Origin of the sequence: Pectobacterium aroidearum, assembly GCF_015689195.1 — a bacterium.
GTDB classification, from domain to species: domain Bacteria; phylum Pseudomonadota; class Gammaproteobacteria; order Enterobacterales; family Enterobacteriaceae; genus Pectobacterium; species Pectobacterium aroidearum.
In genome coordinates, this window is record NZ_CP065044.1 from 967,915 (window position 1) to 981,768 (window position 13,854).

Sequence of the window (13,854 nt, forward strand, 5' to 3'; positions counted from 1 at the left end):
CCACGTAGCGCCGAAATCCCCTAACAATTTTGTATTATCTTAGTGATAAATACTAATTTTTCATCTTAAGAATAGATTTTCAACTGCAAACATCAATACGCGGCATTACAGATAAACATTACCTTAACATTAAACCCCATTAAGATATAAAGACAGCTCAATGCTTCTTGGTTATGCTTTCCATGAAAGCGGGTTATTTACCCAGTCTAGCTGGAGTTAACAACGTGATGAGTTCGATTGATAAGACGCAGCGGATTACACAATCCGATGCTTTACCGGGACGTTCCACCCCCATGCCGGTGGCCAGGCTGCATGTCGTCCATGAGCATTCCATGACTCATGTGCCCGATCATATGTCCGTTGCTATTTTTGCGATGGGATGTTTCTGGGGCGTGGAGCGTTTATTCTGGCAACAGCCGGGAATCTACAGTACCGCGGCGGGTTATATCGGTGGTTATACCCCGAATCCAACCTACCGCGAGGTGTGCAGCGGGCAGACCGATCATGCCGAAGCAGTGCGTGTCGTTTTTGATCCTGCGGTTATCAGTTACGATCAACTGCTGCAACTGTTCTGGGAAAATCACGACCCCGCGCAGGGTATGCGTCAGGGCGGTGATATCGGCAGCCAGTATCGTTCCGCTATCTATACGCTCACGCCCGAGCAGGAACAGGCCGCACAGGAAAGCCTTCAACGCTTTCAAAAGGCAATGAGGGAAAACGGTGACGTCCGTGCTATCAGCACAGAAATTGAGCCTGCGGGCCCGTTCTATTATGCGGAAGACGATCACCAGCAATACCTGTACAAGAACCCGAACGGCTACTGTGGATTAGGCGGTATCGGCGTCTGTCTGCCTCCTCCGCGTTGACCACTGGCGGTAAATTCACCGCTCCTGCTATAATGCGCCCGAACCGGGCAGCGCGTTGCCCGGTTATATACCTTCAATTATTGCTATTAATTTACTCACCTTTCTGAGGATCGCTGCGTCAATCTCGGTGCATGCGAAAACTTTAAAAATGATGTTAAACAGTCTATTGCTGATTCTTTGTCTCATTGCCATCAGTGCGTTCTTCTCGCTGTCCGAGATCTCACTGGCGGCATCCCGTAAAATTAAACTCAAGCTGATGGCCGATGAGGGAAATATCAACGCCGATCTAGTGCTCAAGTTTCAGGAAACGCCGGGCATCTTCTTTACCGTGATTCAAATTGGCGTTAACGCCGTCGCGATTCTGGCCGGTATCATCGGCGATGCGGCATTTTCCCCAACGTTTTCTATGTTGTTTGAGCGCTTCATGTCACCCGAAGCCGCCGATAAAGTTAGCTTCATCTGCTCATTCGTACTCGTCACCAGCCTGTTCATCCTGTTTGGCGATCTCACCCCGAAACGCATTGGTATGATTGCGCCAGAAGCCGTCGCGGTTCGCATAATCAACCCCATGCGCTTCTGCCTATTCCTTTTCCGTCCGCTGGTTTGGATCTTTAACGGATTGGCTAACGTTATTTTCCGTCTGCTCAAACTGCCGATGGTGCGTAAAGATGACATCACGTCCGATGATATTTACGCCGTCGTAGAAGCCGGTGCGCTGGCTGGCGTCCTGCGTAAGCAGGAACACGAACTGATCGAGAACGTGTTTGAACTGGAATCCCGCACCGTGCCCTCTTCGATGACCTCACGCGAAAGTGTGGTCTACTTCGATCTGCGCGAGCAGGAAGACAGCATTAAGGAAAAAATCGCTCAGCAGCCACATTCCAAGTTTTTGGTTTGTGATGGCACAATCGATCAGATCGTCGGCTACGTGGACTCCAAAGACCTGCTGATTCGGGTGTTGGGAAACCAGAGCCTGACGCTAAGCAGCGGCGTGCAGATCCGTCCGGCGCTGATCGTACCGGATACCCTGACGCTGTCCGAAGCGTTGGAAAGTTTCAAAACGGCGGGGGAAGACTTCGCAGTCATTCTGAACGAATATGCGCTGGTCGTCGGCATCATCACGCTTAACGACGTCATGACCACCCTGATGGGCGATCTCGTCGGCCAGGGAATGGAAGAACAGATTGTGGCGCGTGACGAAAATTCCTGGCTGGTTGAAGGCGGTACGCCAATAGAAGACGTCATGCGGGCGCTGAATATTGATGATTTCCCGCACTCCGGCAACTACGAAACCATTGGCGGTTTCATGATGTATACGCTGCGGAAAATCCCGAAACGTACCGATGCGGTGCGCTTCTCTGGCTATAAGTTTGAAGTGGTCGATATCGATAGCTATAAGATCGATCAGCTGTTGGTGACGCGTCTGGAAGACCGCCCGATTGTCTCATCAAGCGTGAAGATCGATAGCGACGATTAACCGCCAGAAGGCATGCCCAAGCAATCGGGCTTCATCACAAACCAAAACGGCCCGCTATGGGCCGTTTCTTTATCATTCATCCCATCTCGGCCTGGAGCCGGATGACCTGGCGATTCACTTCAGACATCACCAGAAGATGCTGCTTATCCTGTTTCTTTGGCAAAAGAATTTTGCCGTAGTCGAACTCAAAAGCACCAACCCCTTTAATGTACAGCCGCCCGCGAAACAGGGTTTTCACATATTTGGCGACTTTCAAAGGATTGTAACGTTCGAAGATCCTCATCGTTTTACTCTCCCGTTTTATTTTTCTACGCTCTCCCTTTCGCCAACATGGCTGAGGTTCTGGAGCGCTAATGAGATAACGGATACTGCTAATTAGTACTGTAAAACGGTATTTAGTTCCCCACTATTCAGTATTCTTAACTGCTTTTACAGATTTTTACAGAACAGTGTTTAAGTAAACCCTTAGTCATCAGTATAAACCTTCAAAAATAAGGGTTTTGTGCACTCTGGCACAAACCGTTTTACAGCGAAGCAGGACAGACCAGTGTCCTGAATCTACGCTTATTCCATAGCCTGACCTTTTCCATCATTAACATCGCATCGGGCTCCCACACAGAAGGACATACCATGATAAAAATACGTCACCTGTTCCTCGCGCTCTCTATCACGCCCTTGTTAGGGATTATCTCGCTCCCGGCCTCTGCCCATACGCTGGTACTCAATCAGATGGTTCCTCCTGTCGGCGTCGCAGACCGGGGAGAACTTCAGTACCTTAATAATCAGTTTAGTTATAAAAACTGGAACAGCGCGCAATTGCCCGGAAAAGTACGGGTGATACAACACATAGCTGGCCGAACCTCGGCCAAAGAGATGAACGATCCGCTCATCTCCGCACTGAAGGCCGCTAACCTACCGCATGATTATTACCAAACGACGACAATCGTGAATACCGACGATGCCATCATCGGCACCAGCATGTTTGTGCGCAGTAGCCTTGAGGACAACAAGAAAGCCTTTCCGTGGTCACAATTTATTGTCGATAGCAACGGCAACGTGCGAAAAACCTGGCAGCTACAGCCCCAAAGCTCGGCTATCGCGGTGCTGGATAAACAAGGGAAAATCCGTTTCGTGAAAGATGGCGCGCTGAGCGGACAAGAAGTGCAGCAGGTGATGTCCCTGCTGCGCCAATTGCTCGAAGAGAAATAGGACGAAAACGCTTAGTAAATTAAAATAAAGAGACGCGAAAACCGGGGTTGAGGAAGGATTCACGCGGCGTATAGGACAACGGCTGCCCTTGCCAATCGTGAATCTGCGCCCCGGCCGCCACCGCTACCGCGTGGCCTGCTGCGGTATCCCAAATGTTGGTCGGCCCGAAGCGTGGGTAAAGCTGCGCTTCTCCTTCCGCCACCAGACAAAATTTTAGCGATGACCCAATGGCCACCGTCTGGTGTTCACCTAACTGGCTGAGATAATCCTTCAGTTCACTATCGGCATGAGAACGGCTAACCACCACCAGCGGCGGATGAGCCGGCTTCACCGTAATTTGCCGACGCTGACCGTTCTCTTCTTTCCAGGCTTTGCCTTGTGCCGCAGAATACATCACGCCGGTGACCGGCACATAAACCACGCCCAGCACGGCCTGACCATTCTCGATCAACGCAATATTCACCGTAAACTCACCGTTGCGACTCAGGAATTCTTTGGTGCCATCCAGCGGATCGACCAGCCAATAGCGCTGCCAGCGCTGGCGGATTTCCCATGTTGGCGGATCTTCTTCTGACAGCAAAGGAATATCAGGGAACGCCGCAGCCAGCCCGTCCTTAATGACCCGATGCGCCGCCAGATCGGCGGCGGTCACTGGCGAATCATCTTTCTTGAGCGAGACATCCACAGGATGTTGCCCGTCGTAAACCTGCATAATGGCAGCACCGGCATCGCGAGCCAGTTGGCAAACAGTTTCTAACATGATCGACCTCGTCGTTATCGGTTACGCGTAACGCAGACTTCATCTCTGTCATTCATTATACATCTGTGAGGCAATCTACGATTATTGCCATTATTGATGTCATCCTCAGTATTTAGAGACGATAATCACTTTAACTTCATCATCATATGAAAGACACCCCCGATCGCCTCACGCGTCGACAATCACCGCACAAGGAGTTACGCAATGAAGCATTCACTGGCACTCAGCCTGCTTGCTACGCTGGTCGCCACGACCGTTCATGCCGCTACCGTTGATCTACGGGTATTGGAAACCACCGATCTGCACAGCAATATGATGGATTTCGATTACTACAAGGATACGCCAACCGATAAATTTGGTCTGGTGCGCACTGCCAGCCTGATTCACGCCGCGCGCGAACAGGCCAGCAACAGCGTGCTGGTCGATAACGGCGACCTAATTCAGGGCAGCCCGTTAGGCGACTATATAGCGGCAAAAGGGTTGAAAACTGGCGATGTGCATCCGGTTTATCAGGCGATGAATACGCTGGACTATTCTGTCGGCAACATCGGTAACCACGAATTCAACTATGGGCTGGATTATCTGCATAAGGCGCTGTCAGGGGCGAAGTTCCCTTATGTGAACGCCAACGTGCTGGATGCCAAAACGGGTAAACCGCTGTTTACGCCTTACCACATTGAAAACAAATCGGTTAAAGACCGTGACGGCAAACAGCATACCCTGCGCATCGGTTATATTGGCTTCGTTCCACCGCAGATCATGGTGTGGGATAAAGCCAATCTGACAGGAAAGGTGACCGTCGAAGACATCACGGAAAGTGCCAAAAAATGGGTGCCGGAAATGCGTAAGCAAGGTGCAGATTTGGTGATTGTTATCCCCCATTCTGGCCTTTCTGCCGAACCGTACAAAGCGATGGCAGAAAACTCCGTTTACTACCTCAGCCAAATTCCTGGCGTCGACGCGATCATGTTTGGCCATGCGCACGCGGTATTCCCCAGCAATGATTTTGCGAACATCAAGGGCGCTGACATCAAACAGGGCACGCTCAATGGCGTCCCCGCGGTAATGCCGGGGCAATGGGGTGATCACCTCGGCGTCGTCGATTTCACGTTGAATAACGACAGCGGCACATGGAAGGTAGAAAGTGCAAAAGCAGAAGCCAGACCTATCTATGACAAAGCGCAGAAGAAATCTCTGGCGGCGGAAGACGACAAGCTGGTGAAAGTCCTCGCTGACGCGCATAAAGACACACGCGAGTTCGTCAGCAAGCCGATCGGCAAATCGGCAGACAACATGTATAGCTACCTGTCGCTGATTCAGGACGATCCTACCGTGCAGATCGTCAACAATGCTCAGCGCGCCTATGTAGAACACTTTATTCAGGGCGATCCCGATCTGGCCGATCTGCCAGTACTTTCCGCTGCCGCGCCGTTTAAAGCCGGTGGACGTAAAAACGATCCAGCCAGCTATGTCGAAGTGGAAAAGGGCCAGCTCACCTTCCGTAACGCTGCCGATTTGTACCTTTACCCCAATACACTGGTGGTGGTGAAAGTTAACGGACAGCAGGTGCAGGAGTGGCTGGAGTGCTCTGCGGGCCAGTTCAAACAAATCGATCCGAGCAAACGTGAGCCGCAATTCCTGCTGAACTGGGATGGCTTCCGCACATATAACTTCGACGTGATCGACGGCGTCAATTATCAGATTGATGTGACGCAACCCGCCCGCTACGACAGCGAGTGTGCGTTAATCAACGATAAAGCACACCGCATCAAGGCGCTGACGTTTAACGGAAAACCGATCGATCCTAAAGCCACGTTCCTGATCGCCACCAACAACTACCGCGCCTACGGCGAGAAATTTGCCGGTACGGGTGAGAAGTATGTAGCCTTTGCATCGCCGGATGAAAACCGCTCCGTTCTGGCGGCTTACATCAGCGCGGAAACGCAAAAATCGGGAGAAGTGAAACCGCAGGCGGATAACAACTGGCGTCTGGCACCTATCGTCAGCGACACGCCGCTGGATATCCGTTTTGAAACGTCACCGTCAGAGAAAGCCACGGCGTTTATCAAAGAGAAAGCCCAGTATCCGATGACGCACGTCGGCAATGATGAAACAGGCTTTGCGGTTTATCGCCTTGACCTGCAACAGGCTAAATAAGGGCTGACAGCGCTGTTACCCACAGGTTCCTGCTACGGCAGGAGCCTGAACGCTGGCCTTACAGCGGTTCAGCCGCACTATTCGCTGACGCATCAAACTTCTGCTGGGATAACAGCACATTATCCATATTCTGTTCCGCCCAGTACGTCAGCTCGGCAATCGGTTTGGCCAACGTTTTTCCCATCACGGTCGAGGCGTATTCCACCGTCACCGGAATGGTTGGGAAGACCGTACGTTCGACGAAACCGTCACGCACCAAATTCTTCAGCGTTTGCGACAATACCTTTTGTGAAATCCCTTCTACGTCGCGTTTTAACTGATTAAAGCGCATCGGCCGTTCAACCAGAATATTCAGGATCAGCAACGTCCATTTATCCGCCACGCGATCCAAAATCATGCGGGTCGGGCAATGCTGCGCATAAACATCATAACGTTTGTTCATCGTTGAGTTTCCCTCTGTGCCTTAAATCAGTCGAGTTGCGCGAAGACGGACAACACACAACCGCTTGAAATATGACAGGTATAGTTACCTTGAAGATACCAGCTCACTTAAAAGTGCTTTCTTAACAGAACCATGAGGCTCCGATATAGTCCTCACATTATAAAGTTAGTATCTATTAGAAAGCACGTATCACTCGCAGGGCTACATGATGGCCACAGCGTATTGTTGATAAACACAGAGAAATGAGGATAGGTTATGTCAAAAGCAGTTGTTATTTATCATTCAGGCTATGGTCACACACAACGTTTGGCGACGGCCGTCGCCGAGGGTGCTAACGCCGAGCTGATTGCCATTGATGCGGAAGGAAACATCAGCGATGCCGAGTGGGAGAAACTCGCCGCCGCCGATGCGATTATCTTTGGTACACCGACCTACATGGGCGGCCCGACCTGGCAGTTCAAGAAATTTGCGGATGCCAGTTCTAAAGCCTGGTTTTCCCGTACCTGGAGCAACAAAGTGTTTGGCGGTTTTACCAACAGCGCTAGCCTGAACGGGGACAAGCAAGTCACGCTGATTTACCTGCAAACGTTGGCTTCACAGCACGGCGGTATTTGGGTCAGCCTGAATCAGCTCCCTTCCAATGCCAAAGCGGCAAAACGCGACGATTTAAATAACCTCGGGGGCTCCGTGGGTCTGCTGGCGCAGACGCCGTCTGACGCCAGCGTAGATGAAGTGGTCGCAGGCGATCTGGCAACCGGTAAGCTGTATGGCCAGCGTATCGCTGACATCGCTGCAAAACTGGCTAACTAATTAAGCGCCAGTATCCGAGGAACAAGCGCCGCCCTTTCGCGGCGCTTTTTTTATCCGGCTAATCGCGGAACGATCCCCGCCCATTGCGGTAGTAACCATTTCCTCGCTCATGCCCACGTCTGTCCCACTCACCGCGACGCGGACCACGTTCGTCAACATAGCGTGGAGGATCAAAACGGCGATTGTCGTAATCGCGTCTATCGCGTTGGCTCTCACGCCACCAGCGGGCATCGCGCCAGCGCCAGCCATCCCAATAATAACCGTGTCGATTACGTTCACCACGATAGTAACCCCGGTGCTCCTGCCACCAGCGCTCGCTGCGCCAGTCATAGCCATCCCAGTAATTACCACGTCTGTCCCGTTCGCCAATATTCAGCGTGACGCCGGGCATCAGATCGATGCTGGCTCCCTTAGCCTCTGGCGTAGGCATAACCACAAACATTCCCATAAACAGGGCGCTGATGACGAGTGGCTTAAACATAGGGTAACTCCTTGCTCACCGCGATTGCGGCATGGCAAAGATATACGGGAATTCCTCTGCGCCACTATCAGATAAATACGCATTTTCCTGATTTTACTGTTCTTAACGTTTCGCTAACGCCACTACACGCTATTCATCAGCGCCCTACTAATTCATTAATAAAACTAACCTAAAAAACCGTTAACTCTACGAGAAAACGCAGATTCATGGATTAACCATAGGGAATAAATATTAGAAATATTCATCTTATCGCTAATACTTACTCTCAGAATATCCATCATTCATATAGGGAACAGCAATGAGCGAAAACTATACGGTGGGCGATTATTTATTGGACCGTCTGGCACAGATCGGTATTCAGCACCTCTTCGGCGTACCGGGCGACTACAACCTGCATTTTCTCGATCATGTTATCAGCCACCCGGAGATTACCTGGGTGGGTTGCGCAAATGAGTTAAACGCCGCTTATGCCGCCGATGGCTATGCGCGATGCCGTCCGGCAGCGGCACTGCTCACCACCTTCGGGGTGGGTGAACTCAGCGCGATTAACGGCATTGCAGGCAGCTACGCGGAATACCTCCCTGTTATTCACATAGCTGTTGCACCCAGCCTCGCGTCACAACGCAACCGCGAATTACTTCACCACACTCTAGGCGACGGCGATTTTAGCCGCTTTTCCCGCATGGCAGCGGAAGTCACCGCTGCGCAGGCCAGCCTCACCGTCGAAAACGCAACCACAGAGATCGACAGAGTGATTGGAGAAGCGCTTTCTCAGCACAAACCGGTCTATCTGTTTCTGCCATTGGACGTGGCTGCGGCACCGGTCGGCGCACAGCCATACCCGCTTGCGCTTCCTGAACCACTCCGTTCTGATGATTCGCTGCAGGCCTTTATCACCGCAGCCACCACGATGCTGAGCAAAGCCAACACGGTCTCATTGCTGGCTGACTTTCTGGCTCAGCGCATGGGCGTCGCAGAGCAAATCCAACACTGGATCGATAACACGCCGTTCCCCCACGCCACCTTACTGATGGGAAAAGGAACGCTAAACGAACAGCACCGCAACTTCACCGGCACCTACTCAGGTGCCGGCAGTGACGAAGCGATTCGTGCACACATCGAAGATGCGGATGTCATCATCAGCGTTGGCGTGCGCTATACCGATACGATTACGACGGGATTCAGCCATCAGATTGCCTGCGAAAAAAACATCGATATCCAGCCAACATTGGCTCGCGTCGGCAGCCAGGTTTTCCCCTCAATTCCAATGTCAGACGCTATCGCCGCGCTGGAAACCATCACCACAACACTGGCGTCCCGTTGGGATCACCGCACGATTACAGCCCCGGCCTTACCGCAGTCAGAGCAAAAAGACACGCTCAATCAGCGCGAGTTTTGGCAACAGATACAGCGTTTCCTCCGCCCTGGCGATATTCTCGTGACCGATCAGGGCACCTCATGTTTTGGCGCCGCCACGCTCCGGTTACCGAGGGGCTGCCATTTCATCGTTCAACCACTATGGGGCTCGATAGGTTACTCTCTGCCAGCGGCATTCGGCGCACAAATTGCCGAACCGAACCAGCGGGTAGTGCTGTTGATCGGCGATGGCTCACTTCAGCTTACCGTACAAGAGCTTGGTTCTATCATTCGCGATCGCTTGAATATGGTCATTGTGGTGATGAATAACGAGGGCTACACCGTCGAACGGGCGATTCACGGCCCTGAACAGCGCTACAACGATATCGCCGCCTGGAACTGGACACAGCTTCCCGCTGCGTTAGGCGCGGATGAAAACGAAATACTCTGCGAACAGGTGTGCTCACCGACGGCTCTCGCACAGACGCTCAAACAGGTGAACGCAGAATCTCGCTTGTCGCTCATCGAGGTCATGTTGCCGAAAATGGATATTCCCGCGCTTTTACACACCATCACGCAGTCGCTTGAGACCCGCAATACCGTGCAGTAGAACAGTCAGACTGTTGACGAACCCGTTTATTGAACGAGAACGGGAGTAACGGAATAGAAGAGTAAAGCGTTTGCGCCAGGGATGGCGCAATCCGAGCGTACAGGGATGTATTTACAGCGTCTTTACGATCTATCCGTTACTACCGCTATACGGACTTTGTCAGCAACCTCGGCATGCTTTTTACCGCCTACCTCGTAAGCGGTATATTCAACGCCAAAAGATGCATTTAAAATGCAATTTATAAACCGCATTCGTTGAGAGGCATCATCATGGCATACCGCGATCAATCCCTGGGTGAGTTGGCTATCGCTATTCCGCGCGCGACCAAACTCTTTCGTGAACTCAATCTGGACTTCTGCTGCGGCGGAAAGCAAACGCTCAGTCGCGCCGCTGGCAAAAAAGATCTCAATATCGATGAGCTGGAAGCACAGTTAGAAAAACTGGCCGCACAGCCTTCTGATGCGCGGGACTGGCGTGAAGCACCGCTGGCCGACATTATCGCGTACATCATCCCCCGCTTTCACGATCGTCACCGCGAACAACTGCCGGAACTGATTCTGATGGCAGAAAAAGTCGAGCGTGTGCATCACGATAAAGCAGACTGCCCACACGGCCTCGCAAACCAGCTGACCGCCATTTATAACGAACTGTCTCAGCATATGATGAAAGAAGAGCGCATTCTCTTCCCAATGATCGGTCAGGGAATGGGCGCGAATGCCGCGGCACCGATTTCAGTGATGGAGCATGAGCACGATGATGCCGGGCGTGATGTGGAAGTGGTCAAAGAACTGACTCATGGCGTGGTGCCGCCGGAAGGTGCCTGCAATACCTGGCGTGCGCTGTACTCCGGTATCAACGAGTTCATTACCGACCTGATGGAGCACATCCATCTGGAAAACAATTTGCTGTTCCCACGCGCGCTGCGCGGTGAGTAATGTCGTTTCAATAAAAAAAGAAAGTCAGTAGAAAATAGAAATAAGAAAGGCGCTCAGTGAGCGCCTTTCTTTGTCTGGAGATTACAGAATTTCCATCAGTTCCACTTCAAAAATCAGCGCGCTGAACGGCGGAATGGAAGCACCCGCGCCACGTTCGCCATACGCCAGATTGTGTGGAATATAGAGTTCCCATTTGGAGCCGACTGGCATCAGCGTCAACGCCTCAATCCAGCCTGGAATCACACCGCTTACCGGGAATTCAGCAGGTTGACCGCGCTGAACGGAGCTATCGAACACGCTGCCGTCAATCAGGCGACCAGTATAATGTACACGTACGCGATCCTGACGAGCCGGGATAGCACCTTCACCCTGAGTCAACACACGGAATTGCAGACCAGACTCCGTGCTGTTCACGCCTTCTTTCTGCGCGTTTTCAGCCAGGAACTGCTGGCCTTCTACCGCCAGCACCTGTTGGCGCTCGCGGCGTACCGCATCAGCACGCTCGTGAATTTCACGCAGCGCACGATGAACCACATCCACAGGCACCGCAGGCGCATTACCTTCCAGCGCATCGCGTAGACCAGCAAGCAGAGCTTCTGGGATCAGACCTTCAAGACCTGATTCCTGTAACTGTTGACCAACCTGTAAGCCGATGCCGTAACTTGCCTGCGCTTCGACGCTATCAAAAGAAGGAGTTGTCATGGATGTTCCTTTTAATCTGTAAAAAACTGAAAGCGCAGCATAACAGCGACGGGGATTGGGGTAAAATCCTGTGTGCAGGTAATCACGTTAACCGCACGCCAGCCAAGCCATTCCGGGAAGCTGGCCTATACTGGTAGTTCTGATGTTCATGGCTCAGTGGTTACCTTAATCATCAACGCGTTAACTGGTCAGCTCATGCAGATTATCGGTATACTGGACTGCGTTATCATCCTGATACTGTTTTTATGCCGACGCCGCTTTTCTACTGATATAGCGTAGTGACTGGCATAGCGCTGTTAATCACATCATTTTTATGTGATGCCGTTTTTATACTGAACTGTTTTTTATATTAAACCGTAGTAAGAGAGGTCACCATGGGCAGAATTGCGCCCAGGAAGCGGAAAACCACCTGGGATTATCAAACGCTAGTACGCTTCTGCCAGCGAATTATTCAGCGGCAGCCCTCAAATGCTGTAGCCGTAGAAAACGACGAGGAACGCGAAGATCAGGAACGCTTGCCTCCTGCTTCCCCGCGTGAACGCCTTGGTGCCATGCTGCAAAAAATCTGGCATCTGCCCGATGGTTACCACTGGATGGAACCGTTGCCGCTCCTCCACCGTCGCTGGATTTTAATCGCCATCGCCCTGCTATTGGTCGTATTGCTCTGGCCTTACAGCGCACAACATCCACAACCTGTCCGCACCACACCAGTTCCTCTTACCCAGGCAGATAATCAGGAAGCAATGCAGGCCGTGATTATTGAAAACCAGCCTTCAATGTCACAGCAACAGCCTGCTACTACGCCACCTCCGACGCCGTCATCAGCACCATGGCGGCAATATGAGATTGCATCAGGGCAAACGCTGGCTCAGCTCTTTCGCGATAACAATCTGCCCGTCAGCGATGTATTCGCGATGGCTCAGGTGGAAGGCAGGGATAAGCCGCTCAGCAATTTACGAGCAGGTCAGGAAGTTAAATTACAGCTGAATGCGCAAGGCATGGTCGCCGAACTGGAAATCGAAACCACGGCGAACCAGACAATTCGCTTTACCCGCGGTGCAGATGGCGCCTTTACGCGTACTCGCTAACGGGCTAACCGTTCCAATAGAAAATCGCGCAGAACGATGGCATGGTTGTGCTGCGCGTCTTTACTGCCATAAAGCAGCGTGATGGCTCTCTGCTGCTCAAGCAACGTTAATAACCGGTCGCACGCCGTCCCCTGCGCGAGCTCATTACGATAATAATCCACAAATTCCGCCCAACGCTCCGGCTCGGCGTGAAACCATTTCCGCAGTTCACTGCTCGGCGCAATGTCTTTAAACCACTCAACGCCTTCCAGACGCGCTTTACTGATGCCACGCGGCCACAGGCGGTCAATAAGAAATGTGGGAGAAGAGAAAGGCGCGTGCGCGTCATAGACGCGGATGAGGTGAATCAAGTCAGGCATGTGGCCTCCGGCCTCACTTTTTAGGTATCGGTAATAATAGGTCATTTCCCCAATCCCTAAAATGCAAAACGCTGGCACAAGGCCAGCGTTTCACATGTTAACTAAAGTGTTAATTCGACGATAAACGTGAATTACGCTTCAGCAACAACAACTACATTCAGCTCAGCAAATACATCGCTGTGTACCTGGAAGCTTACTTCGTGCTCACCCAGAGTACGCAGAACGCCGTTCGGCAGGCGAACTTCGCTCTTAGCGATGTCAACACCGGCAGCCGTTACCGCATCAGCGATATCGCGAGTACCGATGGAACCGAACAGTTTACCTTCGTCGCCTGCTTTAGACGCGATAGTAACGCTACCCAGTTCTTTGATCTTAGCGGCGCGAGCTTCAGCAGCGGCCAGAACGTCAGCCAGTTTGGCTTCCAGTTCAGCACGGCGTGCTTCGAAGAACTCAACGTTTTTCTTGGTTGCCGGGACAGCTTTGCCCTGTGGAACCAGGAAGTTACGAGCGTAGCCCGCTTTAACGTTTACCTGATCACCCAGGCTGCCCAGGTTTGCTACTTTATCAAGCAGAATAACTTGCATTACTTTATCCTCTCAAAG

15 protein-coding genes are annotated in these 13,854 nt (G+C 51.9%); 8 read left to right on the forward strand and 7 right to left on the reverse strand.

Features of this window, described 5'->3' with window-relative positions:
• Positions 1–227 precede the first annotated feature (227 nt).
• Together msrA and paeA are read left to right on the forward strand one after the other, a co-directional pair.
• Positions 228–866, forward strand: a complete 639-nt coding sequence (msrA, locus tag I2D83_RS04295; RefSeq protein WP_181829381.1) for a peptide-methionine (S)-S-oxide reductase MsrA — start codon at positions 228–230, stop codon at positions 864–866.
• 151 nt (positions 867–1,017) lie between these two features.
• Positions 1,018–2,343, forward strand: coding sequence for a polyamine export protein PaeA (gene paeA / locus I2D83_RS04300; protein ID WP_043881983.1), 1,326 nt, complete (start codon positions 1,018–1,020; stop codon positions 2,341–2,343).
• Between the two features lie 76 nt (positions 2,344–2,419).
• Here paeA and I2D83_RS04305 read toward each other — a convergent pair whose 3' ends face one another.
• Positions 2,420–2,626 carry a DUF1107 domain-containing protein gene (locus I2D83_RS04305; protein WP_005974755.1) on the reverse strand — a complete coding sequence of 69 codons (207 nt, stop codon included), beginning with the start codon at positions 2,624–2,626 and terminating at the stop codon, positions 2,420–2,422.
• 347 nt (positions 2,627–2,973) lie between these two features.
• On the opposite strand from I2D83_RS04305, the gene I2D83_RS04310 reads away from it, so the two are divergent.
• A complete protein-coding gene (locus tag I2D83_RS04310; RefSeq protein WP_205947603.1) occupies positions 2,974–3,552 on the forward strand; it encodes a YtfJ family protein in 579 nt (192 codons plus the stop codon).
• Positions 3,553–3,571: 19 nt separating this feature from the next.
• On the opposite strand, the gene cysQ is transcribed toward I2D83_RS04310, so the two are convergent.
• On the reverse strand, positions 3,572–4,312 hold the full coding sequence (gene cysQ, locus I2D83_RS04315; protein WP_180778650.1) for a 3'(2'),5'-bisphosphate nucleotidase CysQ: 741 nt from the start codon (positions 4,310–4,312) through the stop codon (positions 3,572–3,574).
• A 204-nt stretch (positions 4,313–4,516) separates the two neighbouring features.
• Between cysQ and I2D83_RS04320 the strand changes: the two genes are divergently transcribed.
• Positions 4,517–6,469 carry a bifunctional 2',3'-cyclic-nucleotide 2'-phosphodiesterase/3'-nucleotidase gene (locus I2D83_RS04320; protein ID WP_205947604.1) on the forward strand — a complete coding sequence of 651 codons (1,953 nt, stop codon included), beginning with the start codon at positions 4,517–4,519 and terminating at the stop codon, positions 6,467–6,469.
• Positions 6,470–6,527: 58 nt separating this feature from the next.
• On the opposite strand, the gene I2D83_RS04325 is transcribed toward I2D83_RS04320, so the two are convergent.
• On the reverse strand, positions 6,528–6,911 hold the full coding sequence (locus I2D83_RS04325; protein WP_015841568.1) for a winged helix-turn-helix transcriptional regulator: 384 nt from the start codon (positions 6,909–6,911) through the stop codon (positions 6,528–6,530).
• 255 nt (positions 6,912–7,166) lie between these two features.
• On the opposite strand from I2D83_RS04325, the gene I2D83_RS04330 reads away from it, so the two are divergent.
• Positions 7,167–7,721 carry a flavodoxin family protein gene (locus I2D83_RS04330; protein WP_039277901.1) on the forward strand — a complete coding sequence of 185 codons (555 nt, stop codon included), beginning with the start codon at positions 7,167–7,169 and terminating at the stop codon, positions 7,719–7,721.
• 58 nt (positions 7,722–7,779) lie between these two features.
• Here the strand turns inward: I2D83_RS04330 and I2D83_RS04335 are convergent, their stop codons facing one another.
• A complete protein-coding gene (locus I2D83_RS04335; RefSeq protein WP_205947605.1) occupies positions 7,780–8,202 on the reverse strand; it encodes a DUF2502 domain-containing protein in 423 nt (140 codons plus the stop codon).
• A gap of 298 nt (positions 8,203–8,500) precedes the next feature.
• Here I2D83_RS04335 and ipdC point away from each other — a divergent pair, with 298 nt between their 5' ends.
• Positions 8,501–10,168: an indolepyruvate decarboxylase gene (ipdC, locus tag I2D83_RS04340; protein WP_205947606.1), complete on the forward strand. Its 1,668-nt coding sequence runs from the start codon at positions 8,501–8,503 to the stop codon at positions 10,166–10,168.
• A 269-nt stretch (positions 10,169–10,437) separates the two neighbouring features.
• Positions 10,438–11,103 (forward strand): iron-sulfur cluster repair protein YtfE, encoded by a 666-nt coding sequence (gene ytfE / locus I2D83_RS04345; protein WP_015841572.1) that lies wholly within the window; start codon positions 10,438–10,440, stop codon positions 11,101–11,103.
• 81 nt (positions 11,104–11,184) lie between these two features.
• Here ytfE and fklB read toward each other — a convergent pair whose 3' ends face one another.
• Positions 11,185–11,805, reverse strand: coding sequence for a BamJ family beta-barrel-assembly machinery protein (fklB, locus tag I2D83_RS04350; RefSeq protein ID WP_205947607.1), 621 nt, complete (start codon positions 11,803–11,805; stop codon positions 11,185–11,187).
• 374 nt (positions 11,806–12,179) lie between these two features.
• Here fklB and I2D83_RS04355 point away from each other — a divergent pair, with 374 nt between their 5' ends.
• Complete coding sequence (locus I2D83_RS04355) at positions 12,180–12,893, forward strand: LysM-like peptidoglycan-binding domain-containing protein (RefSeq protein WP_205947608.1); 714 nt, start codon at positions 12,180–12,182, stop codon at positions 12,891–12,893.
• Here the strand turns inward: I2D83_RS04355 and I2D83_RS04360 are convergent.
• Both I2D83_RS04360 and rplI read right to left on the reverse strand, forming a co-directional pair.
• A complete protein-coding gene (locus I2D83_RS04360) occupies positions 12,890–13,252 on the reverse strand; it encodes a DUF488 domain-containing protein (RefSeq protein ID WP_205947609.1) in 363 nt (120 codons plus the stop codon). The genes I2D83_RS04355 and I2D83_RS04360 overlap by 4 nt on opposite strands.
• Positions 13,253–13,383: 131 nt before the next feature.
• The gene (rplI, locus tag I2D83_RS04365; protein ID WP_010279043.1) at positions 13,384–13,836 is read right to left on the reverse strand and encodes a 50S ribosomal protein L9; all 453 of its coding nucleotides are present in this window, start codon (positions 13,834–13,836) and stop codon (positions 13,384–13,386) included.
• Between the last annotated feature and the right edge of the window lie 18 nt (positions 13,837–13,854).

Bases quoted from the DNA above. Each gene is read 5' to 3' on its own strand.
- msrA (WP_181829381.1), top strand. From the start codon at position 228: ATGAGTTCGATTGATAAGACGCAGCGGATTACACAATCCGATGCTTTA.
- paeA (WP_043881983.1), top strand. From the start codon at position 1,018: ATGTTAAACAGTCTATTGCTGATTCTTTGTCTCATTGCCATCAGTGCG.
- I2D83_RS04305 (WP_005974755.1), bottom strand. From the start codon at position 2,626: ATGAGGATCTTCGAACGTTACAATCCTTTGAAAGTCGCCAAATATGTG.
- I2D83_RS04310 (WP_205947603.1), top strand. From the start codon at position 2,974: ATGATAAAAATACGTCACCTGTTCCTCGCGCTCTCTATCACGCCCTTG.
- cysQ (WP_180778650.1), bottom strand. From the start codon at position 4,312: ATGTTAGAAACTGTTTGCCAACTGGCTCGCGATGCCGGTGCTGCCATT.
- I2D83_RS04320 (WP_205947604.1), top strand. From the start codon at position 4,517: ATGAAGCATTCACTGGCACTCAGCCTGCTTGCTACGCTGGTCGCCACG.
- I2D83_RS04325 (WP_015841568.1), bottom strand. From the start codon at position 6,911: ATGAACAAACGTTATGATGTTTATGCGCAGCATTGCCCGACCCGCATG.
- I2D83_RS04330 (WP_039277901.1), top strand. From the start codon at position 7,167: ATGTCAAAAGCAGTTGTTATTTATCATTCAGGCTATGGTCACACACAA.
- I2D83_RS04335 (WP_205947605.1), bottom strand. From the start codon at position 8,202: ATGTTTAAGCCACTCGTCATCAGCGCCCTGTTTATGGGAATGTTTGTG.
- ipdC (WP_205947606.1), top strand. From the start codon at position 8,501: ATGAGCGAAAACTATACGGTGGGCGATTATTTATTGGACCGTCTGGCA.
- ytfE (WP_015841572.1), top strand. From the start codon at position 10,438: ATGGCATACCGCGATCAATCCCTGGGTGAGTTGGCTATCGCTATTCCG.
- fklB (WP_205947607.1), bottom strand. From the start codon at position 11,805: ATGACAACTCCTTCTTTTGATAGCGTCGAAGCGCAGGCAAGTTACGGC.
- I2D83_RS04355 (WP_205947608.1), top strand. From the start codon at position 12,180: ATGGGCAGAATTGCGCCCAGGAAGCGGAAAACCACCTGGGATTATCAA.
- I2D83_RS04360 (WP_205947609.1), bottom strand. From the start codon at position 13,252: ATGCCTGACTTGATTCACCTCATCCGCGTCTATGACGCGCACGCGCCT.
- rplI (WP_010279043.1), bottom strand. From the start codon at position 13,836: ATGCAAGTTATTCTGCTTGATAAAGTAGCAAACCTGGGCAGCCTGGGT.